At 61.9% G+C, this 22577-nt stretch carries 24 protein-coding genes; 19 read left to right on the plus strand and 5 right to left on the minus strand.

From position 1 onward, the window contains the following. Positions 1-5 precede the first annotated feature (5 nt). Both ACTAQJ_RS01630 and ACTAQJ_RS01635 read right to left on the minus strand, forming a co-directional pair. A complete protein-coding gene (locus ACTAQJ_RS01630) occupies positions 6-542 on the minus strand; it encodes a DUF1697 domain-containing protein (protein ID WP_431115554.1) in 537 nt (178 codons plus the stop codon). Between the two features lie 25 nt (positions 543-567). Next, entirely contained in the window at positions 568-1287 is a 720-nt protein-coding gene (locus ACTAQJ_RS01635) for an IclR family transcriptional regulator (protein ID WP_014922101.1), read from the minus strand. Between the two features lie 151 nt (positions 1288-1438). On the opposite strand from ACTAQJ_RS01635, the gene leuC reads away from it, so the two are divergent. From leuC to ACTAQJ_RS01665, 6 genes are all read left to right on the plus strand, one after another. Further along, on the plus strand, positions 1439-2890 hold the full coding sequence (gene leuC, locus ACTAQJ_RS01640; RefSeq protein ID WP_477515140.1) for a 3-isopropylmalate dehydratase large subunit: 1452 nt from the start codon (positions 1439-1441) through the stop codon (positions 2888-2890). Positions 2891-2899: 9 nt separating this feature from the next. Continuing rightward, the gene (gene leuD / locus ACTAQJ_RS01645; RefSeq protein WP_431115552.1) at positions 2900-3499 is read left to right on the plus strand and encodes a 3-isopropylmalate dehydratase small subunit; all 600 of its coding nucleotides are present in this window, start codon (positions 2900-2902) and stop codon (positions 3497-3499) included. 205 nt (positions 3500-3704) lie between these two features. Continuing rightward, positions 3705-5030 (plus strand): UDP-N-acetylglucosamine 1-carboxyvinyltransferase, encoded by a 1326-nt coding sequence (murA, locus tag ACTAQJ_RS01650; protein WP_224090824.1) that lies wholly within the window; start codon positions 3705-3707, stop codon positions 5028-5030. Between the two features lie 11 nt (positions 5031-5041). Next, on the plus strand, positions 5042-5875 hold the full coding sequence (locus tag ACTAQJ_RS01655) for a lysophospholipid acyltransferase family protein (RefSeq protein WP_431115551.1): 834 nt from the start codon (positions 5042-5044) through the stop codon (positions 5873-5875). After that, positions 5872-6924: an NAD(P)H-dependent glycerol-3-phosphate dehydrogenase gene (locus ACTAQJ_RS01660; RefSeq protein ID WP_498700273.1), complete on the plus strand. Its 1053-nt coding sequence runs from the start codon at positions 5872-5874 to the stop codon at positions 6922-6924. Before ACTAQJ_RS01655 ends, ACTAQJ_RS01660 begins: the two co-directional genes overlap by 4 nt. Further along, complete coding sequence (locus tag ACTAQJ_RS01665; RefSeq protein WP_431120254.1) at positions 6924-8063, plus strand: D-alanine--D-alanine ligase family protein; 1140 nt, start codon at positions 6924-6926, stop codon at positions 8061-8063. Before ACTAQJ_RS01660 ends, ACTAQJ_RS01665 begins: the two co-directional genes overlap by 1 nt. A 74-nt stretch (positions 8064-8137) precedes the next feature. Here ACTAQJ_RS01665 and ACTAQJ_RS01670 read toward each other — a convergent pair whose 3' ends face one another. Then, a complete protein-coding gene (locus ACTAQJ_RS01670) occupies positions 8138-8647 on the minus strand; it encodes a DUF3515 domain-containing protein (protein ID WP_498700275.1) in 510 nt (169 codons plus the stop codon). 135 nt (positions 8648-8782) lie between these two features. On the opposite strand from ACTAQJ_RS01670, the gene thiL reads away from it, so the two are divergent. The 4 genes from thiL to rsmD are packed head-to-tail and all read left to right on the plus strand — an operon-like array spanning position 8783 to position 13806. Beyond that, positions 8783-9811: a thiamine-phosphate kinase gene (gene thiL / locus ACTAQJ_RS01675; protein ID WP_498700279.1), complete on the plus strand. Its 1029-nt coding sequence runs from the start codon at positions 8783-8785 to the stop codon at positions 9809-9811. A 22-nt stretch (positions 9812-9833) separates the two neighbouring features. Further along, positions 9834-10937, plus strand: coding sequence for a DAK2 domain-containing protein (locus ACTAQJ_RS01680; RefSeq protein ID WP_498700281.1), 1104 nt, complete (start codon positions 9834-9836; stop codon positions 10935-10937). Continuing rightward, on the plus strand, positions 10927-13182 hold the full coding sequence (locus ACTAQJ_RS01685; RefSeq protein WP_498700284.1) for an ATP-dependent DNA helicase RecG: 2256 nt from the start codon (positions 10927-10929) through the stop codon (positions 13180-13182). Before ACTAQJ_RS01680 ends, ACTAQJ_RS01685 begins: the two co-directional genes overlap by 11 nt. A gap of 57 nt (positions 13183-13239) precedes the next feature. Then, positions 13240-13806: a 16S rRNA (guanine(966)-N(2))-methyltransferase RsmD gene (rsmD, locus tag ACTAQJ_RS01690; RefSeq protein ID WP_498700286.1), complete on the plus strand. Its 567-nt coding sequence runs from the start codon at positions 13240-13242 to the stop codon at positions 13804-13806. Here the strand turns inward: rsmD and ACTAQJ_RS01695 are convergent. Together ACTAQJ_RS01695 and ACTAQJ_RS01700 are read right to left on the minus strand one after the other, a co-directional pair. Continuing rightward, the gene (locus ACTAQJ_RS01695; RefSeq protein ID WP_498702136.1) at positions 13803-14597 is read right to left on the minus strand and encodes a spermidine synthase; all 795 of its coding nucleotides are present in this window, start codon (positions 14595-14597) and stop codon (positions 13803-13805) included. The two genes, rsmD and ACTAQJ_RS01695, sit on opposite strands and share 4 nt — an antisense overlap. Next, entirely contained in the window at positions 14594-15844 is a 1251-nt protein-coding gene (locus tag ACTAQJ_RS01700; protein WP_498700287.1) for an aminotransferase class I/II-fold pyridoxal phosphate-dependent enzyme, read from the minus strand. Before ACTAQJ_RS01700 ends, ACTAQJ_RS01695 begins: the two co-directional genes overlap by 4 nt. A 35-nt stretch (positions 15845-15879) precedes the next feature. On the opposite strand from ACTAQJ_RS01700, the gene coaD reads away from it, so the two are divergent. The 9 genes from coaD (at position 15880) to ACTAQJ_RS01745 (ending at position 22568) form a co-directional block, all read left to right on the plus strand. After that, positions 15880-16362 carry a pantetheine-phosphate adenylyltransferase gene (gene coaD / locus ACTAQJ_RS01705; protein ID WP_431115543.1) on the plus strand — a complete coding sequence of 161 codons (483 nt, stop codon included), beginning with the start codon at positions 15880-15882 and terminating at the stop codon, positions 16360-16362. A 184-nt stretch (positions 16363-16546) separates the two neighbouring features. Then, entirely contained in the window at positions 16547-17074 is a 528-nt protein-coding gene (locus ACTAQJ_RS01710) for a YceD family protein (RefSeq protein ID WP_224090813.1), read from the plus strand. 33 nt (positions 17075-17107) lie between these two features. Beyond that, positions 17108-17311 (plus strand): 50S ribosomal protein L32, encoded by a 204-nt coding sequence (rpmF, locus tag ACTAQJ_RS01715; RefSeq protein WP_011775139.1) that lies wholly within the window; start codon positions 17108-17110, stop codon positions 17309-17311. Positions 17312-17334: 23 nt separating this feature from the next. Beyond that, a complete protein-coding gene (gene rnc, locus ACTAQJ_RS01720) occupies positions 17335-18045 on the plus strand; it encodes a ribonuclease III (RefSeq protein WP_216923862.1) in 711 nt (236 codons plus the stop codon). Between the two features lie 19 nt (positions 18046-18064). Further along, positions 18065-19021, plus strand: a complete 957-nt coding sequence (gene mutM, locus ACTAQJ_RS01725; RefSeq protein WP_498700293.1) for a bifunctional DNA-formamidopyrimidine glycosylase/DNA-(apurinic or apyrimidinic site) lyase — start codon at positions 18065-18067, stop codon at positions 19019-19021. A 46-nt stretch (positions 19022-19067) separates the two neighbouring features. Beyond that, entirely contained in the window at positions 19068-19502 is a 435-nt protein-coding gene (locus tag ACTAQJ_RS01730) for a hypothetical protein (RefSeq protein ID WP_498700295.1), read from the plus strand. After that, positions 19499-20203, plus strand: coding sequence for a hypothetical protein (locus tag ACTAQJ_RS01735; protein WP_498700297.1), 705 nt, complete (start codon positions 19499-19501; stop codon positions 20201-20203). The genes ACTAQJ_RS01730 and ACTAQJ_RS01735 overlap by 4 nt, the downstream gene beginning before the upstream one ends. Positions 20204-20289: 86 nt before the next feature. Next, positions 20290-21531 carry an MFS transporter gene (locus ACTAQJ_RS01740; RefSeq protein ID WP_498702137.1) on the plus strand — a complete coding sequence of 414 codons (1242 nt, stop codon included), beginning with the start codon at positions 20290-20292 and terminating at the stop codon, positions 21529-21531. Beyond that, positions 21528-22568: a TolB family protein gene (locus ACTAQJ_RS01745; protein ID WP_498700299.1), complete on the plus strand. Its 1041-nt coding sequence runs from the start codon at positions 21528-21530 to the stop codon at positions 22566-22568. The genes ACTAQJ_RS01740 and ACTAQJ_RS01745 overlap by 4 nt, the downstream gene beginning before the upstream one ends. The last annotated feature ends 9 nt before the right edge of the window (positions 22569-22577 follow it).

Genomic DNA, 22577 nt, shown 5'->3' on the forward strand with positions numbered 1-22577 from the left:
TACACCTAGAGATCGGCCGCAGCGTCCTTGACTTTGATCAGGGTCCGAAGGTTCCGCGTTGTGGTGCTGGCCTTGTAACGCGGTTTGGCGGAGAGTTTGCTGAAGGGACTATCCAAGGTGCCTCCAGCGGGTGACAGCCAAGCGGAAGCTTCCGGTCCAAGCCGCACTTGCTCCACGCCACCAAGGGCCTCTCCGGCCTCAAAGAGTTCGTCCAGCATGGCTTGGTCGGAGGTGAGCGTGATGTAGCTGTGCGTGGCCTTGTCATCGGCAGGGTACGGGCAGGCATCCACGAGCTCGGCCACCCGCGAAGAAGTGAGGACAACAACCCAGGCGTCGTAGCCGAAGGATTCACGCAGGCACTTTTCGAACTGGGCCTTTACATCCTTGATGCTCAAATCACTCTTCAGGACAACGTTTCCACTCGCCAGCAGCGTCTTGACGTCACAGAATGGGTAGCCCTTAAGTGCTGATTTCAGGTCGGCCATCTTGATGTTGATCCCGCTGACGTTGATGCCCCTGAGGAATACTGCGTAGGTGGTCATGGACGTCCCCCTTCAAAGAGCAGGTCTAGTCGTTGTTCTTGCGCAAGGCTTCGGTCAGTACCCGGGCGGCATTGCAGACGACCTCGGCGTGCAATCGTCCTGGCTGACGCGTGAGGCGCTCAATCGGACCTGAAATGGAAACTGCGGCTATGACCCTTCCGGAGGGTCCACGGACGGGAGCGGAAACCGAGGCGACCCCCGGCTCGCGTTCGCCCAGGCTCTGACCCCAGCCCCGGCGTCGTACTCCTGCCAGGACGGTGGGCGTAAAGCGGGCGTTCTGGAGTCCTTCCAGCAGGCGGTCATGGTCTTCCCAGGCGAGGAGGACCTGTGCGGCCGAGCCGGCTTTCATGGACAGCTGGGTTCCCACCGGAATAGTATCCCGGAGCCCGATCGGCCGTTCCGCTGAGGCAACGCACACGCGCCAATCGCCCTGCCTGCGGAAGATCTGGGCGCTCTCGCCGGTAGCGTCCCGCAGTTGGATGAGTACCGGCCCGGCAGATGCGATGAGCCGGTCTTCACCAGCGGCGGATGCGAGTTCCACCAGGCGGCTGCCCAGAACGAACCGTCCCTGGATGTCGCGGCTGACCAGCCGGTGGTGGACCAAGGCCAGCGCGAGCCGGTGAACTGTGGGCCGGGCGAGGCCCGTGGCCGCTACAAGTTGTGCAAGTGTCGTTGGCCCGGCCTCGAGGGCATCGAGTACTTGGGCCGCTTTATCAATGACCCCGACTCCACTAGAATTGTCCATGTAATGATATTGCCGTCTCAATATCTGAGATGCAAGTTGTTTCACTGGCCTATTTTGCGACCCTGCTGGTTCAGTGGTTAGAAGAGTTCAGTGGTTAGAGGAACAGTTCAGTGGATGAAGAACATCCAACTTCAGTGAAGGGAGCAAGGCCGTGGGAAAGACACTGGCCGAGAAAGTCTGGGACGCGCACGTAGTGCGCAAGGGTGAAGGCGAAGGAGCCAATGCCCAGCCCGACCTTCTTTTCATTGACTTGCACCTGGTCCACGAGGTGACGTCACCGCAGGCTTTCGAGGGGCTGCGCCTGGCTGGCCGCAAGCTACGCCGCGCTGACCTGACCATTGCCACGGAGGACCACAACACTCCCACGCTGGACATCGACAAGCCCATCGCCGACCTCACCAGCCGCACGCAGATTGAAACGCTGCGGGCCAACTGCAAGGAATTCGGCGTCCGCCTGCACTCGCTCGGCGACAAGGAGCAGGGCATCGTGCACGTCGTGGGTCCGCAGTTGGGCCTGACCCAGCCGGGCATGACGGTGGTATGCGGCGACTCGCACACCTCCACGCACGGCGCCTTCGGTGCACTGGCAATGGGCATCGGAACCTCTGAAGTCGAGCACGTCATGGCAACCCAGACGCTGTCTCTGAAGCCGTTCAAGACCATGGCGATCAACGTTGAGGGGACGCTGCGCCCAGGAGTTACCGCAAAGGACATCATCCTGGCTGTCATCGCCAAGATCGGTACCGGCGGAGGCCAGGGCTACGTCCTGGAATACCGCGGCTCTGCGATCCGGGCCCTGTCGATGGATGCCCGCATGACCATCTGCAACATGTCCATTGAAGCCGGCGCGCGTGCCGGAATGGTGGCTCCGGACCAGATCACCTACGACTACATGCAGGGCCGTCCGCATGCGCCCGAGGGCGCTGACTGGGACGCCGCCGTCGAGTACTGGAACACGTTGCACACTGACTCCGACGCGACGTTCGACGTCGAAGTCGACCTCGATGCCAACACCCTCGAGCCGTTCGTCACCTGGGGCACCAACCCCGGCCAGGGCGTTTCCCTCTCAGCCAAGGTTCCTTCCCCGGAGGACTTTGGCGACGAGAACGCCAAGGCTGCCGCCGAGCGCGCGCTGCAGTACATGGGCCTTGAGGCAGGCACCCCCATGAAAGACATCCGCGTGGATACCGTCTTCCTGGGCTCCTGCACCAACTCCCGCATCGAGGACCTGCGTGCTGCCGCTGACATCATCCGCGGCCGCGAGAAGGACCCGGATATCCGCATGCTCGTGGTGCCTGGCTCCGCCCGTGTCCGGCTCGAAGCCGAAGCCGAGGGCCTGGATAAAGTCTTCAAGGATTTCGGTGCCGAGTGGCGCTTCGCCGGTTGCTCGATGTGCCTGGGCATGAACCCGGACCAGCTGGAGCCGGGGGAGCGTTGCGCATCAACGTCCAACCGCAACTTTGAGGGCCGCCAGGGCAAAGGTGGCCGTACGCACCTTGTCTCTCCCGTGGTGGCTGCCGCTACAGCCGTTCGCGGAACGTTGAGCTCGCCGTCGGACCTTGAGCCGGCTTCTGCAGGCACATTGACCGGAATCGCAGTCTAGGAGGATCCCATGGAAGCATTCACCACCCACACCGGCATCGGTGTTCCGCTGCGCCAGAGCAATGTGGATACCGACCAGATCATTCCCGCGGTCTACCTCAAGCGCATCACGCGCACAGGCTTCGAAGACGCCCTCTTCGCTGCATGGCGCAAGGACGAGTCCTTCATCCTCAACCAGGCCCCCTTTAAGTCCGGCTCCGTCCTCGTGGCCGGGCCCGACTTTGGCACGGGTTCCTCCCGTGAGCACGCTGTCTGGGCGTTGAAGGACTACGGCTTCAAAGCTGTGTTGTCCTCGCGTTTCGCCGATATTTTCCGCGGTAACTCCGGAAAACAGGGACTGCTGGCAGCCCAGGTGGCACAGGATGACATCGAGCTCATCTGGAAGGTCCTGGAAAACAGCCCTGGCACTGAGGTCAAGGTAGACCTGGTCTCCAAGACCGTGGAATGCGGCAATGTCGTGGCCCCGTTCGAGATCGACGACTACACGCGCTGGCGCCTCCTGGAAGGCCTCGATGACATCGGACTGACATTGCAGCACGAGGAAGACATCACCGCCTACGAGGCCACACGGCCTTCCTTTAAGCCGAAGACGCTTCCGGCGAAAAGCTGACGAATTCGTCGCGGCTGGATGCTGCGGAACCTGGACCGGTGGGCCCCTTAGGGTGGGCTCACCGGTCCTTTTTCGAAAGGACTGATGGATACAGGATCTGCCCGGCACGGGGCAGCTCCATTTCGGTTAGGTAACCCGAGCTTCTATGCTTAGCTGGAGCCTTTGTAAGTATGGGGGGCGAGTAGTCGTGAGGAAACCGGTATAGATGAGTAGTGTTCTGACAATCCGCGGTGGCGTCCCGTTGACAGGGCGGGTGACCGTTCGCGGTGCCAAGAACCTTGTGCCCAAGGCCATGGTGGCGGCGTTGCTGGGCAGCGAACCATCAGTGCTTCGGAACGTGCCGGAAATCAAGGACGTGGAGGTTGTCACCAGCCTGCTGAAGCTCCACGGGGTGACTGTGGTCAAGGACCCCGACACGGGCGATCTGACCCTGAATCCGAAGGATGCCAAAACGGCATCCAGCACCGCCATTGACGCGCATGCCGGCGATTCACGCATCCCGATCCTGCTGTGCGGCCCCCTGATCCACGCGATCGGAGAGGCTTTCATTCCGGACCTCGGCGGCTGCAAAATTGGCGATCGTCCCATCGACTACCACCTGAACGTCCTGCGCCAGTTTGGCGCCGTCGTGGAAAAGCGCCCTGGTGGCATCCACATCTCCGCCCCGAACGGCCTGCACGGCGCCAAGATCTCCCTTCCCTATCCGTCCGTCGGCGCCACCGAGCAAGTGTTGCTGAGTGCCACGCGCGCGGAAGGCATCACGGAACTCAGTGGCGCTGCAACGGAACCTGAGATCATCGACCTCATCGCCGTGCTGCAGAAGATGGGCGCGATCATCAGCGTCCAGACTGACCGCACCATCCGTATCGAGGGTGTCAAGGACCTGGGCGGCTACAACCACCGGGCGCTTCCGGACCGGAACGAGACTGCGTCCTGGGCCTCGGCCGCGTTGGTCACGCGTGGCGACATTTTTGTTGAAGGTGCCTCACAGCGGGACATGATGACTTTCCTGAACACCTACCGCAAGGTGGGTGGCGGCATGGACATTGGTGATGACGGCATCCGTTTTTACCACCCCGGAGGCAAGCTTTCCCCGCTGGTCCTGGAGACGGATGTGCACCCCGGCTTCATGACTGACTGGCAGCAGCCCCTGGTGGTCGCTTTGACCCAGGCGGAGGGCGTGTCGATTGTGCATGAGACGGTCTATGAGAACCGTTTCGGGTTCACCGATGCCCTGGCCCGGATGGGTGCAAACATCCAGGTCCACCGTGAGTGCCTTGGCAGCGTCCCCTGCCGCTTCGGCCAGCGGAACTTCCTGCATTCTGCCGTGATCTCCGGTCCGACGCCGCTGCGGGGGACCGAGATTGACATCCCGGATCTTCGTGGGGGCTTCAGCCACCTCATCGCAGCTTTGGCCGCGACCGGCACCTCCAGGGTCACTGGCATCGATATCATCAACCGCGGATATGAGCGCTTTACGGAGAAGCTCGCTGGCCTGGGCGCCGATTTCGACATCATCACCACCAAGTAGCGGGGGACCCTTTGAAGGAATCGGCCAAGAGCCGGGCCACGTTCATGCTCCTGGCGGGCATGGCGCGTCCGTTGATGAACCTCCTGATGGACAAGAAGTGGGAGGGCACCGGGAAGCTCCCCGCGGGCGGCTTCATCGCAGCACCGAACCACTGCACTGAGATTGATCCCGTCGTGATTGGGCACATGCTCTACAACCTGAAGCGTCCTCCGCACTTCCTCGCGAAGGCAGGACTCTTCAAAGCACCTGTGTTGGGACCCTTGCTGCGGGCGACGAACCAGATTCCGGTTGAACGCTCGACGGCGGGAGCGAACCGCTCGCTGCAAATCGCCAAAGAGGTGGTGGACGCCGGGGGCGCCATCATTATCTACCCCGAGGGAACCTTGACCCGGGATCCGGACCTGTGGCCGATGAAGGGACACACTGGCGCTGCCCGCCTGGCACTGCAGACTGGTGCACCGGTTGTTCCGATGGCCCACTGGGGTGCCCATGAGGTTTTCCCCCGGTACGCCAAGCGCTTCCACGTCTTTCCTCGAAAGACCGTCAGGGTTCTGGTAGGTGAGCCCGTGGATCTGAGCGCTTTCGCGGACCGGCCCATGGACCGGGCCACGCTGTCCGAAGCTACCGACGTCATCATGGAGGCGGTCACCGCGCTCCTGGCAACCCTCCGCGGTGAGGAGCCGCCCGCCGAACGTTGGGATCCGGCCGTTCATAAGCAGGCCAAACATGGCCGGTTCGTGGAGCGCGGTTCAAACGCTGCACGGGGCGCCGCGCCTGAAAAGGCTGCAGAACCCGCTGGCAAGGAAGCATCTCTTGAGGATCCGGAATCGGAGGGCGGCAAATGACGGTTATTGAAAGCCCTGTCCCTGCTCCGGACACCGTGGCCGTACTCGGCGCAGGTTCATGGGGAACTACGTTCGCCAAGATCCTCGCCGATGCCGCCGCCACTACGGGAGTGGAGCGGAGGATCCGGATTTGGGGGCGGCGTGCCCGAGTCGTGGATCAGATCAACGCGGAACACCGCAATGAGCAGTACTTGAAGGACATCGAACTTCCCCACGCAGTCACCGCATCCACGGATGTTGCTGAGGTCCTGCAGGATGCCGGCCTCGTGGTCCTGGCCGTGCCGGCCCAATCGCTGCGGCCCCAGTTGGGGGAATGGAAGCGACTGCTCGCACCGGACGCAATTGTCGTGTCGCTGATGAAGGGCCTTGAACTGGGGACGGACGCACGCATGAGCGAGGTCATCGCCCAGGAGCTTGGCATCCCCGAATCACGTGTGGTGGTGGTCTCCGGACCCAACCTCGCCATGGAGATTGCCAGGGAACAACCCACTGCGTCTGTAGTTGCCTGCAGTGACGCCGATACCGCCGCCGCAATTGCACTCTGCTGCACCGCACCGTACTTCCGTCCCTACACCAGCACCGATGTTGTGGGCGTGGAGATCGGCGGGATCGTCAAGAATGTCATTGCCTTGGCTGTGGGTATTTGCGAGGGGCGCCAGATGGGTGACAACACCAAAGCGTCAGTCATCACGCGAGGCCTCGCCGAGACGTCCCGGCTTGCCCTTGCCCTGGGTGGAGAGGCCCACACGATGGCGGGTCTCGCCGGGCTGGGCGACCTCGTTGCGACATGCTCCTCTGCCCTTTCCCGAAATCACACGGCCGGAAGGCTATTGGGCGAGGGGCTGAGCCTTGAGCAGGTGACTGAACAGATGACGCAAACCGCTGAAGGCATTAAGTCCGGCCCTGCCGTGCATGAATTGGCGGGCAAACTGAATGTCGAAATGCCTATTACGGCCGCCGTTGTGGCGGTGCTTGAAGGCAAAATGTCCGTTGATGACCTGGGGCCGCGATTGCTGGCCCGGGCCCTGAAGTCCGAAGGCGACTACTGATTGTGACTGAAGAATCCACCCCCGTGACCGGCCGTCGACCCCGTGTGGCGGTCCTTTTCGGCGGACGTTCCAGCGAACACGCTGTTAGTTGCGTGACCGCAGCAGGCGTCATGGGTGCCATTGATAAGAGCAAGTACGACGTCGTGCCCATTGGTATTGCCAAGTCCGGACAATGGGTCCTTGCATCGGGGGACACCAGCCAGTGGTCCTTGAGCTCGTCGGCGCTTCCTGAGGTGTCGCCGTCGGACCGGACTGTCACCTTGGCAGAGGTGGGCGGCGAGCACCAGCTCATCGTGACCGCACCGAATGCCATCCCTGAGGAACTCGGTTCCGTGGACGTCGTCTTTCCTTTGCTCCATGGCCCTTGGGGCGAGGATGGAACGGTCCAGGGCCTCCTGGAGCTATCCGACACACGCTATGTTGGTGCCGGCGTGCTCGCCTCTGCAGTGGGGATGGACAAGCACTTCATGAAGGTGGTTTTCGAAGCCGCTGGACTGACGGTGGGGCCCTATATCGCCGTCACGGACCGCGAATGGCTCACGGACGCCGAGGCTGTCCGCAAGCGCGTCGACAAGCTCGGTTTCCCGGTGTTCGTCAAGCCTGCCCGTGCCGGCTCCTCCATGGGAATTTCCAAGGTGGATTCGTTGGAGGGCCTGGACGCGGCCATTGAGGAAGCCCGCCGCCACGATTTGAAGGTGGTCATTGAAGCCGGCATTGTCGGGCGCGAAATCGAGTGCGCTGTGCTGCAAGGCAGGGGCACTGATGCGCCGCGCACGTCCATGCCCGGCGAAATCACTGTGGCTATCGGCGAACACCAATTCTATGACTTTGCTGCCAAGTACGTTGAAGATGGTGCTGCCGCGCTGAGTTGCCCGGCTGACATGCCGGATGAAGCCATTGCCCGCGTCCGGGAATTGGCCGCTGCCGCCTTCGACGCCGTGGGTGCGGAAGGCCTGAGCCGTGTGGACTTCTTCTACACGCCCGCTGGTGAGCTGATTATTAACGAAATCAACACCATGCCGGGCTTCACTCCCAAGAGCATGTACCCGCAGATGTGGGCGGCTTCCGGCTTGGCGTATCCCGAGCTGATCGACGAACTCATCCATCTGGCCCTGACCCGCAAAACGGGCCTGCGCTAACCCAAGCAAGAGCAGCTGGTGTCGGTTGGAAGGATCAACCGACACCAGCTGCTGTTTATCCGATTGAGCACCCGTTACTTGGTGGTCGGCAGGTTCTGCAGGTCTTCCTGGCCAACGCAGTGGCGCGTTGCTTTGATCTTGCCCGCAGCGGCCGCAAGTTCGGTGAGGACTGTGGCGGAGCTGATGTTGGCGGCTTCCAATTTGACCGGATCCACGAGGATTTCCGTTGCCGGCTCGCGTCCGAAGGTGGTCAGGGTGTAGACACCATCGCCTTCTTTGATCACCCAGTCAATGTCATTCACGCTGACGCAGCGGTCAGTGGTTGGTCCAGGGACGTTGACACCGCAACGCAGGATGATCTGCGAGGGATCGCCCCACGCAGCAGTGGCCTGGCTGTTTGTCTTGCGGAGTGCGGCATCGCCGATCTTGTCCGGGAGCGCCACCATCATGGGTGCGCAGGCCGGATTGGCGGCGTCGGTTGCCGCTGTGACGTCCACAGTGGGGGCGCAGGCTGAAACTGCGAGGACGGACGCTGCGGCCAAGCTGAAGGCCACGGCAGTCCCCGGAAGGGTCTTTCGGTGCATCTCTCCAGCCTATCCCGCCCACACGGCCGCCTGGCGTGCGGTTGGTGTACCCGTTGCGAGGGTCACATTGCCGGCGGGGATGCCCGGCACAGGCTGCGGCGATGTTTTGTCGGTGTCGCGCGATAGCGTAGAGCCGTGCCCCCAAAACAGCCATGCGAAGAATGTCCAACAGTCGCAGATCTCTCGGAGTCCGAGCTCCTTGCCCTGATCTTCCCCCGCCTGAACAGCAGCCCCAGCGTCCTGCTGGGTCCCGGCGACGACGCCGCCCTGGTTGCCGCCACGGACGGCCGCACACTGATTTCCATCGATACCCAGACCCAGGACCAGGACTTCCGGCTGGAGTGGAACAACGGCTATCGAACCACAGGATACGACGTCGGATGGAAGTCCGCGGCCCAGAACCTTAGCGATATCAACGCCATGGGCGGAACGGCCACGTCACTGGTGGTGAGCCTGACCATGCCGCCGGCAACACCGGTTCAATGGGTTGAGGACTTTGCGGATGGCCTCACCGCTGGAATTATCGGCTTGGGCGTTCCGGATTGCTCTGTCGCGGGGGGAGACCTGGGCCGTGGCCGGGAGATTGCGGTGACTGTCGCCGTCGTCGGTACTTTGGCTGGAGAGGCGCCCGTATTGCGTTCCGGGGCGAGGCCGGGAGATGTCGTGGCAGTGGCAGGCACCCTGGGGCGTGCTGCCGCCGGTCTGGCGCTGTTGGAAAGTGATGTCACCTTAACGGACCTCTCGGCTGAGCAGCGTGCCCTGATGGATAGCCAATGCCGGCCCTTGCCGCCGTTGGCTGCCGGGCCGCTTGCCGCACGTTCGGGCGTAACAGCGATGATGGACATTTCGGATGGGCTGCTGCGCGACGGCGGCCGGCTCGCTGCGGCGAGCAACGTCATCCTGGACTTTGACGCTGTTGCGTTGAAGGCCCACGCACTTCCGCTGGAACCAGCTGCTGCCTTGCTGCGCATGGATTCCATGCCGTGGGTTCTGGGCGGGGGAGAAGACCACGGACTGCTGGCTACGTTCCCAGCGGGAATTCAGCTGCCGCAGGGCTTCACTGCGATAGGCTCAGTTCAGGCCGTTGTCCAGTCTCAAGGCAGCGGCGTCCGGATTGCCGGACAAGCTGCTGACACCGTGGGATGGGATCATTTTGCAGACTAAGATCGCCGCGAATGCGCACGCCATGAAACGTTGGCTCGGCAAGACAGAGGTGGTCCTTGGCAACCATAGCGACCGCCTGAACGCGATCAACATCTTTCCCGTCGCAGACGGCGATACTGGAACCAACCTTTATCTGACCGCGCGCGCAGCTGTGTCCGCGTTGGCTGGCAACGCTCCTGACGCTACCGAAACCGGTAACGACGTCGGTGCTGTGCTGTCACGCGCTGGTCAGGCCGCCATGGAACAGGCAAGGGGCAATTCCGGCACCCTTTTTGCTGTCTTCCTGTGCGCTGCGGCGGAGCCGCTGGCCGGAAAAGCGCGCCTGAGTGCCCCGCTGCTGGCTACGGCCCTTAACAGGGCCCAGATCCGGGCCTGGTCGGCCTTGAGCGAACCAGTATCCGGAACCATGCTTTCGGTCCTCGAAGCAGCGGCCCATGCAGCCCAAGCGGCCGATTCTTCCCAGAACGGTGATGACAGCAACCACGCACTGGGCCTCGCCTTGGATGCAGTGGTGGAAGCTGCCTTCCAGGCTGTCGTACGCACCGAGGACGAACTCGCACCCTTGCAGGCGGCGCATGTGGTGGACGCCGGCGGTGTAGGTATGTTGCTGGTGCTGGACTGTCTCCGCTCCGCAGTGCTCGGCGAGGAACTGCAGGATGAGCTCCTTGATGGCCTCCACGGCTACCAGTTGCAGGATCCGCACATCCACCAGCAGATGCCGGCCGACGACGGCGTTGAAGTCATGTGTACCATCAGCCTTTCGCCCTTGGATGCGGCTGTGCTGCGCCAACGCCTGGATGAGATGGGTGATTCCGTCATCATGAGCCAGGTTGGAAATACAGGCCACCATCCAGACGACGACGACGAATCCACTGCTGAGGCCAGCTATCGTTGGCGCGTGCATGTCCACGTAGCTGATCCGACGCCGGCAGTAGCGCTGATCCGGTCTCTGGGGGAGCCAACGGATATTGCCGTCAGTCAGCTTGCCCTTCCCCGCGATTCTGAAGACGGGCACCGCGAATTTGAAGGCGGGTCCAGTGATTCTCCCGGGGAGCACCGGGACCAGGAAGCAACACAAACTGCAGAACCCAGCAGCATCCCGGGCCAGTCACGGCATGAATACTGAGCTGGAACTGCCCCTGGAACGCAGGATCGGCAAGCGCTCGGCGTCTGTCATTGACAAGCACCTTGGCCTCAAGACAACCGGCGCGCTGCTGAACTACTTTCCGCGCAGGTATTTGAGCAGGGGCGAACTTACTCCCATCAGCAACCTTCCCTTGGATGAGGAAGTCACGCTCATTGCGCGGGTCCTGTCCAACAGCACCCGTCAGATGCGTGCCCGCCGGGGTTCCATCACGGACGTCGTGGTGACCGATGAAGCTGGTGGAAGCCACGTTCCTGGCACCCTGAAAGTCAGTTTTTTCAATGGGTTCCGGGCCAAGGCTGAGCTCCTCCCAGGACGCCGTGCAATGTTTTCCGGCAAGGTGACCCGGTATGGGGGAGCCTTGGGCCTGACTAATCCGGACTTTCTCTTGCTGGATGAGGATCCGGATGCTGACGGCTCCATGGATCCCGAAAAGCTGGCAGCCATGCCTATCCCCGTCTATCCCGCCACGGCCAAGCTGACAAGCTGGTCCATCCACAAGGTGATTACGGCGTTGCTGCAAACCCTGGACCTCGATGCCCTGGCGGATCCCCTCCCGGAGTCCATTGTCAGCAGGGACGGACTGCTGAGTGTGGCTGACGCGTACCGCCTGATCCATTCGCCGGAGACCGCGAAGGACTGGCAGCGGGCACAGGAACGGTTCCGCTACCAGGAGGCGCTGGTGCTGCAGGCGGCTTTGGCGCGACGACGAGCCCAGCTTGCTGCAGAGGAAGCCACTGCACGGCGTCCGGTCAGCGGCGGCCTGCTGGAAGAGTTTGATCGGAACCTGCCCTTCACGCTCACTGCTGGCCAGACAGCGGTGGGAAAGACACTTTCCGAGGAGCTTGGCCAGGACACCCCCATGAATCGGCTCCTGCAAGGTGAGGTCGGTTCGGGCAAAACGATTGTGGCACTGCGGGCGATGCTGCAGGTGGTTGACGCGGGGGGACAGGCGGCACTCCTCGCGCCTACTGAGGTTTTGGCTGCACAGCATGTCGATTCCATCCGCAGGACCCTGGGTCCGCTGGCCCGCGATCATATGTTCGGTGGTGCTGGCATGCTTGGTGCCGATGCCGGCAAGGCTGGCGTCCAGGTGACCCTGCTGACTGGTTCCATGCCCACTGCTGCGCGAAAGCAGGCCATGCTGGACGCCGCTTCAGGAAACGCCGGCATCGTGATCGGCACCCACGCTTTGTTGAGCGACAAAACCAGTTTCCAGGATCTCGGCTTGATCGTGGTGGACGAGCAGCATCGCTTCGGCGTGGAGCAACGTGACGCCCTGCGCGCCAAGGCCCAACGTCCGCCGCATCTGCTGGTTATGACTGCTACGCCGATTCCCCGCACAGTGGCGATGACCGTGTTCGGCGATCTTGAGACCTCCATCCTCGATGAACTCCCCGCTGGGCGTGCGCCCATTTCCACTCATGTTGTGGGGCTTGCGGAGAACCCCGGCTGGGCGGATCGAATCTGGAAACGATCGCGGGAAGAAGTCGACGCCGGTCATCAGGTTTACGTTGTATGTCCCAAAATCGGGTCCGATGACGACGGCGACTTCAGCCCAGGAGAGGCGGAGCCAAGCGATGCCGAACTCCCGGACGAAGGTCCGGCCCGCGAGCTCGCTTCGGTGACGGCCGTCGTCGAAAGCCTGGTGCAGGAGCCGTCCTTGGCTGGGGTGCCCGTGGCGCCCCTCCATGGGCGTCAGGACCCGCTGCTGAAAACCGAAACCATGGCATCGTTCGCGGCAAACCAGACCAAGGTGCTGGTCTCCACCACGGTTATCGAGGTGGGTGTCGATGTTCACAATGCCACCCTCATGGTCATCCTGGACGCCGATCGTTTTGGTATTTCCCAACTCCACCAGCTTCGCGGCCGGGTTGGCCGTGGCGGTCTGCCGGGGACTTGCCTGCTCGTCACTACTTTGGAGCCAGGGCACCCGAGCCGCAGAAGACTGGACGCCGTTGCGTCCACCACCGACGGGTTCGAGCTCTCCCAGGAGGACCTGAAACTCCGCCGTGAGGGCGATATCCTCGGCGCCTCACAATCAGGTGGGCGGTCCACGCTTAAGCTGCTGCGTGTCCTGGAGCATGAAGATCTGATTGCCCGTGCCCGGGCGGATGCACAGGCCCTGGTGGCCCAGGACCCGGCACTGGAACACCAGCCGGTCCTGGCCGCGACCATTGATGAATACTTGAACCCTGAAAAGGAGGCGTTCCTTGAACGCGGTTAGAGAATCCCCAGGTACGCGCAGCGGTAAACGGTCGGGCACCGGCAATGGAGAGGCGCTGTGAGCCGGATTATTGCCGGCGTTGCTGGTGGCAATCCGCTCACGAGCGTGCCCGGGACCGCAACGCGGCCCACTACGGACCGGGTTAAGGAAGCACTGTTTTCCAGGCTCGAGTCTCTGGCTGTCATCGACGATTCGCGGGTGCTGGATCTCTATGCCGGTTCCGGAGCCCTGGGTGTGGAGAGCGCCAGCCGGGGCGCCCGCAGCGTGGATCTGGTGGAATTCGATGCCAAGGCCAGCGATGCCTGCCAGCGCAATGCGGACTTGGTCAACCAAATCCTGGGCGGCAAGAAAGTCTCAGTCCATCGATCCAAGGTGGAGTCTTTCCTGGAGCGCGCCACAGCACGCGACGTGTGGGACCTGGTGTTCCTGGATCCGCCATATCCGCTGGACGAACCAGCGTTGAGTGCCGTGCTGGCCAAATTGTCGCCCCACTTGGATGAAGGGGCGGTTGTGGTGGTGGAGAGGTCCTCCAGGAGTCCCGAACCGGCCTGGCCTGAAGCGCTGGAATGTTTCGCCGACAAGAAGTACGGCGAGACCAAGTTATGGTTCGCTGAACCCTCCTAGTCCGAAATCCTGTCCAGGTCCACGCCGTGGAGGACTGTTGCCGGGTGTGGGCCCCGGGAGAGTAGTGCGCTGGTCCACGCTGCCGGCCATGGCGTTCGGGTGCCCACCAGGATGATGTTGCCGGGGTAGCGCCCCGCGAACATTCCCGTCTCGGCAAATGCGATAACGTCGGCCATTGCCTGCCGGAGGGCTGTTACCTGGCTTCGCACCAGCGTCAGCGCCGGTTCATCGCCGACGTTCACAATCAGTAGGCCGTTTGGTCCCAAGCGGGCAGCGGCCTCTTCGTAGAACTCCCTGCACGCGATGTGGGCTGGTGCTTCCGGCCCGGAGAAGATGTCAAGGATGACGACGTCGAACCTGACGTCCGCGGGAAGTTCGGCCAACGCCTCGCGTGCGTCGCCTATGTGCGTGTGCAGCCGCGTGCCCTCCGGCATGGGCAGCTTTTGCAGGACGAAGTCCAGTAATTCGCGTTCGAGTTCAACTGCATATTGGTCCGAACCTGGACGTGTGGCCTGGATGTAACGGGCCAATGTCAGGGCACCGGCGCCGAGATGGAGCACGGAGAGTGGCTCACCGGGCTCTGCAGCCAGATCCACCACATGACCGATCCTGCGAAGATATTCGTAGAAGATCTCCCCGGGGTTGGCCACGTTCACGTGGGATTGTTCAGCGCCACCGATGCTGAGGATGTAACTGCCTTCAATGAGCGTATCGGCATCAACAGTGGCGTGCTGCCCTGTGGTCCGCAGGAAACGCGTGGCGTGATGGCGGCCGGAGTCGTTGGGGTTCAGAGCAGGTCCTTAAGCGCGGCCAGTCGTTCGGCCGCTTCTTCCAGGACGCTGGTTTTTTTGCAGAAGGCAAAACGCAACAAGCTGCGGGTCCGTTGCGCTCCTTCAGGATGGCAAAAAACAGGAACCGGTATCGCAGCGACACCCACCAGGGCGGGCAACCGGCGTGCCAGGTCCACGGAGTCCTTGATGCCCAAGGGTTCTGTGTCGACGTTAACGAAGTAGGTACCGCGTGGCGTAAAGACATTGAATCCTGCAGCGCGAAGGCCCTCGGAGAGGATGTCGCGTTTGTGTCGCAGCGTTTCGGCTATGCCTGTATAGAAGGTGTCAGGAAGGGCAAGTCCCACGGCGATGGCGCTTTGGAACGGCGTGCCTGAGCTGTATGTCAGGAACTGTTTGACGGTGCGGACTGCGGCAACGAGGTCCTGGGGGCCGCTAAGCCAGCCGATCTTCCAACCAGTGAAGGAGAACGTCTTTCCTGCAGAAGAGATTGTGAGGGTCCGTTCCGCGGCCCCAGGCAAGGAAGCGACCGGAATATGCGTTACACCGAAGGTGAGGTGCTCGTAGACTTCGTCGCTGACAATGATGGCGTCGTATTTTGTGGCCAGCTCAACCACCTTTTCCAGGACTTCTTGGGGAAAAACGGCGCCGGTGGGATTGTGTGGGTTGTTCAGGAGCACCACTTTGGTGCGGCTGCTGAAGGCCTCTTCAAGTCTGGAGAGGTCCGGAAGGAAATCGGGAGCGGTCAGGGGAGCAGTGACATGTTGTGCCCCTGCCAATCCGATGATGGCTCCGTAGGAGTCATAGAACGGTTCGAAGGTCAGGACTTCGTCACCGGGTTGGACGAAAGCCAGAAGTGATGCCGCGATGGCTTCCGTGGCGCCAGTGGTGATGATGATTTCCGTCTGCGGGTCCGGAGTGAGTCCATAGAACCGGAGCTGGTGCTCCGCGACGGCTTCGCGTAACTCCGTGATGCCCTTGCCAGGCGCGTATTGGTTGGCTCCTGCGGCGATGGCTGCCTGCGCTGCCGCTTTGATCTCCACGGGTCCGTCCTCGTCGGGGAAGCCCTGTCCGAGGTTGATGGCGCCGGAGGAGATTGCCAACGTGGTCATCTCCTCGAAGATGGTCACTCCGAGGTTTCCGTCAGGGGAAAGCAGGTTGGCGCCAGTGGCGGCCCGCTGCCATGGCGCGGGGGCGTGAGCCGTTGTGTTGAGCGGTAAAGTGCTGCCTGCTGGTGACATGTCAGCCATGGTATCCCGGCGAAGCTATGGGGTAGGTTCGTGTCATGAGACGTGCGGTATGCCCTGGATCCTTTGACCCTATCCACAACGGACATCTCGAAGTCATCGCGCGGGCGGCTGGCCTGTTTGACGAAGTCATCGTGGCCGTGTCCACCAATTACGCCAAGAAGTACCGGTTCAGCCTCGAAGACCGGATGGAGATGGCCCGCGAGACGCTGGCGTCCTTGCGTGGCATCATCGTTGAGCCGATGGGGGAGGGACTGTTGGCCGAGTACTGCCGGCATCGGGGTGTTTCGGCAATTGTCAAAGGCCTCCGCTCGTCCTCGGACTTTGACTACGAATTGCCGATGGCCACAATGAACCGTCAGCTTACCGGCGTCGAGACTGTCTTCCTGCCGGCAGAAGCGCACTACCTCCACCTTTCCTCCACCTTGATCAAAGAGGTCAATGTATTGGGCGGCGACATTTCCGATTTCGTACCGAAATCTGTGTTGAAGCGGCTCCTCGCTGGCGAGTCTGGAACGTAAGCCTCCCGCAAGGGGGTAGTCTTGATAGGTACCTCGCAGCTTCTTGCGGTGGATTCCAGCTGAAACCGTGGCGCTCTTCGCGCGCCCGGCGCCGGTTTGAGTCCTCAGGCTTGATCAGGCTAAGATGGTACGTCGGTCATATGTTCTACAGGAGTTCTCATTAAGCGCAGATGCAAGTTCGCCCTTGGCGCTGGTAGTCAAGGACCTTGGACGCAGTCCAGGGACCATGCGGACACTCAACGAACATGTACCTGCGCCAAGTGACCTTGGTGTGGCGCTCATTGGCGTGAAGGAAGGCTCGGATGTCGAGTTGGATCTTCGCCTTGAGGCCGTACACGAAGGAATTCTGGTATCAGGATCCGTAATCGTCGAAGTAACCGGCGAATGCGGTCGATGCCTGGATCCCCTTGCGTATGACCTTGAAGTCAATGTGCAAGAACTTTTCTTCTATGAAGGCGTCGAGCTTTCGGACGAAGAAGACGATGAAGAGCAACGTCGAGTCGAGCACGATCTAATCGATCTTGAGCCGGTGTTGCGGGACGCAGTTGTCACTATGCTGCCGTTCCAGCCGGTGTGCCGGGAAGACTGCCAGGGCCTTTGCTCCGAATGTGGAGCACGCCTGGAAGACGAGCCGGGGCACCACCACGAGGTCATTGACCCTCGCTGGGCTGCCCTAGCTGATCTGGCTAAGACTGACCGGCAAACTGATTAGTAAGTGTTGGACTAAGAGAGAAATGAGATAGCCGTGGCTGTTCCCAAGCGGAAAATGTCTCGCGCAAACACACGCGCCCGCCGTGCCCAGTGGAAGGCAACTGCCCCCAACTTGGTCAAGACCATCGAAAACGGTCAGGTTACTTACAGCCTGCCGCACCAGGCAAAGGTCGTCACTGACTCTGCCGGCACCGCGCTGTTCCTTGAATACAAGGGCCGCAAGGTAGCAGACGCCTAATCTGCCCAATAGGCTGACAAAGGATGTCTTCAACTGAAGAGCTTCTGAAGCGTCTCGGTGTCTCCATTGACACCGAGACGCTTCGTCTTGCTCTGACACATCGCTCATACGCATATGAGAACGGTGGGATTCCCACCAACGAGCGTCTCGAGTTCCTCGGCGACTCCATCCTGGGGTTCTCTGTGACCGATTCGCTCTACCGCGAGAACCCCGCGCTGCCTGAGGGTGAGCTCGCAAAGCGGCGATCCGCCGTCGTGAGTACGCGTGCCCTCGCTGGCATTGGCCGCGAGCTCGGCGTGGGGGAGTTCATCTACCTCGGGCAGGGCGAGAAGCTCACTGACGGCAAGAACAAGGCCTCGATCCTCGCGGACACGATGGAAGCGCTCATTGGCGCGACGTACCTCTCCAACGACATCGAAACGGCACGCCAGCTGGTGATGCGCCTTGTGGGCCCGCTCCTGAAGGACGCCGGCGCCCTTGGAGCCGGTACCGATTGGAAGACGAGCATCCAGGAACTGACCGCCAGCCGCCAGCTCGGAGCAATCCACTATGCCGTGGAAGGCTCGGGCCCGGATCATGCGCGTACGTTCGAGGCCGTCCTGAACATTGGTGGGACTCCTTATGGTCGCGGCGCTGGCCATTCGAAGAAGGAAGCCGAGCAGGAAGCTGCCGCCGACGCCTGGCGTGCCCTGACTGCCCTGGACCAAGCTCCTGCCGGACCCGCTTCCGCCTGAAGCCGAGTCCACAGACGCAATGCCTGAACTTCCCGAAGTAGAAGTGGTCCGCCGTGGCCTTGCCCGCTGGGTCCGTGGCCGTACCATCACCGAGGTTGACGTCCTTGACTCCCGCTCCATCCGCAGGCATGGCCTGGGCACAGAGGACTTCATCGGGAATCTTGAGCATGCCACGGTGATGGACGTGGTCCGCCGCGGTAAGTTTCTCTGGATGCCGCTTGCCATGGACAGCCTGGAGTCCGTTGAGGGTACGCTGCCCAAGGTAGCGCTCATGGCTCATCTGGGGATGAGCGGACAATTGCTGATGCAGGACCCCCATGTCCCTGACGAGAAGCATCTCAAGGTCAGAATCTGCCTGAGCCCGGTGGACGGCATGCCGGAGCAACTGCGATTTGTGGACCAGCGCATTTTCGGCGGCTTGTTCGTGACGTCCCTGGTGCCAACTCCCGACGGCGGCCCTGGAGGCTTGGGGGAAACGCCCCTGCCAGAGATCGCCGAGGAAGCCTCCCACATTGCGAGGGACCCGCTGGACCCTTGTTTTTCCTTCGATACTTTCTACCGCAAGATCAAGAGCCGAAAAACAGGCCTGAAGCGGGCGTTGTTGGACCAGTCGGTTATTTCCGGGATCGGCAACATCTATGCGGACGAAGCCCTCTGGCGTGCCCGCCTCCATTACGCAAGGCCTACCGACACCTTTCGACGTGGCGATGCCGCCCGGCTTGTGCAGGCCGCACAGGAGGTCATGAATGCGGCGTTGGCTGCCGGAGGGACGAGCTTTGACTCCTTATATGTCAACGTCAACGGCGATTCGGGATACTTCGCCCGCTCGCTCAATGCCTACGGACGCGCCGGTGAGCTGTGCAGCCGTTGCGAGGCAGCAGGCTTGCACAGCATCATCAAACGTGAACAATTCATGAACCGCTCGTCCTATACGTGTCCGGTTTGTCAGCCACGGCCCCGAAACGGGCGTTGGTAGGGCCAAAACTGTTCCGGAATCCGGATCGCAATGGCAGACTGTCCCCATGAAAAGCTTGGCGATTCGGATCGCCATCGCATTGGTTTTCAACGCCATCACGTTGTGGGTGGCGTCAGTTCTTCCCGGGGTCCGTTTGGGAGCCGGGTTTCTTTGGGCCGTCGTGGTGTTCACGGCGGCCACGCTTTTGGTCAAGCCCTTGATTCTGACCCTTTTCCACCGCCGCCACGCGCAGCGGGCGGACAGGCGTACGGGGGTCCTCAGCAAGGCCCTGACGGCGGCTGCCGGGCTGCTGGCCACCTTGGCAATCCTTGTGGTGACAAGCATCTTTTCCAACGGTTTCACGATCAACGGCATTATCGGCTGGATAGCCGCGACCGTGGTGATCTGGTTGGCATCCTTCATCTTCGATTTCGTCGACGACGGGCTTGAGGCGAAGGCGCACGAGCTCCTCGGTGGCGCGGCAAGTCCGGGCAAGCCATGATGGCGCGGCGCCTGGTGATAGCTGGCATCTGCCTCGCCGTACTGATCGCCGCCGTGGCTCTCGTCCTGGACCAGATGGCTTCGAAACCCGGACCGGCTACTGCCCAGAGTTCGGTATCGCCAACTCCTGGCGGGGATCCCTCGAACAGTAACTCTTCTGGCGGCGCGAGTGCGCCTCCCTCCGGCAGTCCGACGTCGGGCAGTTCGACGAGCAGCCCACCGGACGGTTCGGGCAACGGTTCGGGCGACGGCGTAACAACCGCCAAGCCGCTGGAGGTCCTGCCTCCTGTGACAGCCACACCCACCGGGCTCCCGAAACCGTCTGCACCGGCTCCACTGATCACTGGTCCGCTGCCGAAATCCGCCACAGCGAAGGGCTCACTCGTAGAGGGCTGGCCCAGCAGCGTTGTGACCATGCCAGCCGGGACCACGGTAGGCTCCACCAGCATCTCAACTGCAGGCAACGTCCTGCAATTAACGGCGGACGGGATCGTGGGCACGTCGCAAGGGGACGTTCTGGGCGCTTTCCGCCAATCCTTGGTGTCACAAGGCTTCTGGTCCGAGGATGCGCCCGCGCCGGACGGAGCTGTAGCCGCGAGGTTCGTGCGCGGCACGGACACAGTGACGGTGTCAGTTTCAGTGACCGGAACCGGCGTTTCGCGCTTCCAGCTTTTGGGCAGCCTGCACACGACGGCGGACTAGGGGCACGTATGTACATCTCACTTTCGGATCGCAGCGGTGGCAAAGGGGAAAAACCCCGGGGAGCCACGACGGCACTATCCAGCGAGGTGCCGTTTCGTTTGTCTCCGGTCATCCTGTGGCTAGGCCTTGTAAGCATGGTGACGGATGTGTCATCAGAGTCCGTCACGGCAATCCTCCCGCTGTATGTGACCGGGTTCCTGGGCCTTTCGACCATCGCCTTCGGATTCATCGACGGCATTAACCAAGGCGCGAGTGCAATTGTCAGGATCGCCGCCGGCTGGGCCGCAGACCGCAGCGGACACCCGAAACGCATCGCATTGGCCGGCTACGGGTTGTCCATGCTCGCCAGGATAGGTTTCCTGTTCGCAGGAGGGTTCTGGGCGGTAGCTGCGATTGTGACCGGTGACAGGATCGGTAAAGGCATTCGCACAGCTCCACGTGATGCGCTCATCACTGTTTCAGCGCAACCGGAACACCTTGCCCGGTCCTTTGGCGTGCACAGGATGTTGGACAACATCGGGGCGGCCGCGGGGCCAATGATCGCCTTCCTCGTGCTGCTCATGATCCCCAATGGCTTCAGCACTGTTTTTGTGGTGTCCCTGGCCTTTGCTGTCATAGGCGTTGCGGTTCTCGGGCTGGTGGTGCCGGACATGCGAGCGGATGGGCTCAGAGGGATCGAAGCCAACAGCGGCGCCGGGCAAACAGCCGGCTCCCCGAAGCAACGACGCCGGCTCTTCGCGTTCTCGTGGAGCCACCTGCGGGAGCCGGGCCTGGGCAAGCTATTGATCTCTGCGGGTCTCCTTGGCTTGCTCACCATTGGTGACGGTTTCATCTACCTCGTGCTGCAGGACAGGGATTCCTTTGCCGTGCAGTGGTTTCCGTTGCTTTTCGTCGGCACCAACATTGTGTTCCTCGCGTTTGCGATTCCGCTGGGGCGGCTGGCCGACCGGGTGGGCAGGGTGCCGGTGTTCGTGGGCGGCCACATCGCGCTGCTTGCCTGCTACCTCCTCGCGGCGGCGCCTTTCGGTGGCCTATGGAGCACCGTGGGCTGCCTGATCCTTCTTGGCGGGTTCTACGCAGCCACTGACGGCGTGCTGGCGGCACTGGCCAGCCAGCTGACTCCCCCAGGGAAGCTGGCCACAGGCATCGCCTCTGCACAGACTGTGGTTGCGTTGAGCAGGATGACGGCCTCGGCTGGTTTTGGCGTTCTCTGGTACGCAGTAGGTGCCCCCACAGCCATGGTTGCAGCCGGAGCGTTGTTGGCATGTGCCGTGGTGGCGGTCGTCTTCATCCTTCCTGGAGCCAGGCCCAAGCTGGCCAACGAATGAGCGCTACCTTCACGGGCGGGAGGCTTCGGTGGGGCATTCTCCTTGCGGTAACGGCAGTTGTGCTTGCTGCGGCGGGTATTTATGCAGTTGGCGCCTATCAGCGATTTGAGGAGAGCCGCACTGCCGCCCCGTCCGTAGGGGTCACTGCCGGCCAGCCGTTGCCGGATGTTCCGTTCGTCCTTTTTCGGAACACGGCAGGCGGACAGGGCTACGGTAATGCCGCTACCGTGCCGTTGTCCGCGCCGGGCGGCACACGCGCAGTGAGCGAGCAGCCCTGCGACAGGGTCTACGGCACTGGATCCACGGTAATTTGCCTCAAAACGAACCGCGGCCTCGTGACCGCCTTCGAAGCCGCCGTCCTGAACCGCGACTGGCAACAGCAGCGGGCATGGCCGGTTCCGGGGATACCGAGCCGGACGCGGATCAGTGCGGACGGGTCCATGATTGCCACTACTGTCTTCGTCACGGGCCATTCATACGCGACTGCAGGGTTCTCCACCGCCACTCAAATCAACTTCACTGCGGCTGGTTCAGAGGGTTCCGGGAATCTGGAGGATTTCGCCCTGATAGTCAACGGCGAGCGCCTGCAGGCTACGGACAGAAACATCTGGGGGGTGACCTTTGCACCCGGGCAGAGTGACGTCTTCTACGCCACTGCGGCTTCCGCCGGGCGTATCTGGCTTGTTCGCGGCAGTTTGTCAGCCAAGACCCTGACGGCGGTACACGACAACGTCGAATGCCCGTCCATCTCACCGGACGGCACCCGGATCGCCTATAAAAAGAACGACGCCGGGCCGTTGACTGCGCACTGGAAGGTAGCACTGCTTGACTTGGCTACGGGACAGGAAACTGTCCTTGCGGAGAAGCGGAGCGTGGACGACCAAATCGAGTGGTTGGACAACCAAAACGTGCTTTACGGATTGGCCGACCAAAATGTCCCGGGTGACAGCAATGTCTGGAAGCTGGCGACGGATCCGGCATCACAGCCGAGCCTGTTTATCCCCCATGCGTGGTCGCCCAGCGTAGTCCGCGAATGATTAAATGCC

Source organism: Arthrobacter sp. alpha11c, assembly GCF_054149985.1.

What these genes read in the sequence shown, in the direction of transcription:
- ACTAQJ_RS01660 (WP_498700273.1), top strand. Translation starts at nt 5,872, where the DNA reads ATGACGGTTATTGAAAGCCCTGTCCCTGCTCCGGACACCGTGGCCGTA.
- ACTAQJ_RS01700 (WP_498700287.1), bottom strand. Translation starts at nt 15,844, where the DNA reads ATGGCTGACATGTCACCAGCAGGCAGCACTTTACCGCTCAACACAACG.
- ACTAQJ_RS01630 (WP_431115554.1), bottom strand. Translation starts at nt 542, where the DNA reads ATGACCACCTACGCAGTATTCCTCAGGGGCATCAACGTCAGCGGGATC.
- ACTAQJ_RS01730 (WP_498700295.1), top strand. Translation starts at nt 19,068, where the DNA reads ATGAAAAGCTTGGCGATTCGGATCGCCATCGCATTGGTTTTCAACGCC.
- ACTAQJ_RS01685 (WP_498700284.1), top strand. Translation starts at nt 10,927, where the DNA reads ATGAATACTGAGCTGGAACTGCCCCTGGAACGCAGGATCGGCAAGCGC.
- murA (WP_224090824.1), top strand. Translation starts at nt 3,705, where the DNA reads ATGAGTAGTGTTCTGACAATCCGCGGTGGCGTCCCGTTGACAGGGCGG.
- rnc (WP_216923862.1), top strand. Translation starts at nt 17,335, where the DNA reads ATGTCTTCAACTGAAGAGCTTCTGAAGCGTCTCGGTGTCTCCATTGAC.
- ACTAQJ_RS01745 (WP_498700299.1), top strand. Translation starts at nt 21,528, where the DNA reads ATGAGCGCTACCTTCACGGGCGGGAGGCTTCGGTGGGGCATTCTCCTT.
- leuD (WP_431115552.1), top strand. Translation starts at nt 2,900, where the DNA reads ATGGAAGCATTCACCACCCACACCGGCATCGGTGTTCCGCTGCGCCAG.
- ACTAQJ_RS01635 (WP_014922101.1), bottom strand. Translation starts at nt 1,287, where the DNA reads ATGGACAATTCTAGTGGAGTCGGGGTCATTGATAAAGCGGCCCAAGTA.
- ACTAQJ_RS01735 (WP_498700297.1), top strand. Translation starts at nt 19,499, where the DNA reads ATGATGGCGCGGCGCCTGGTGATAGCTGGCATCTGCCTCGCCGTACTG.
- mutM (WP_498700293.1), top strand. Translation starts at nt 18,065, where the DNA reads ATGCCTGAACTTCCCGAAGTAGAAGTGGTCCGCCGTGGCCTTGCCCGC.
- ACTAQJ_RS01670 (WP_498700275.1), bottom strand. Translation starts at nt 8,647, where the DNA reads ATGCACCGAAAGACCCTTCCGGGGACTGCCGTGGCCTTCAGCTTGGCC.
- ACTAQJ_RS01680 (WP_498700281.1), top strand. Translation starts at nt 9,834, where the DNA reads ATGAAACGTTGGCTCGGCAAGACAGAGGTGGTCCTTGGCAACCATAGC.
- coaD (WP_431115543.1), top strand. Translation starts at nt 15,880, where the DNA reads ATGAGACGTGCGGTATGCCCTGGATCCTTTGACCCTATCCACAACGGA.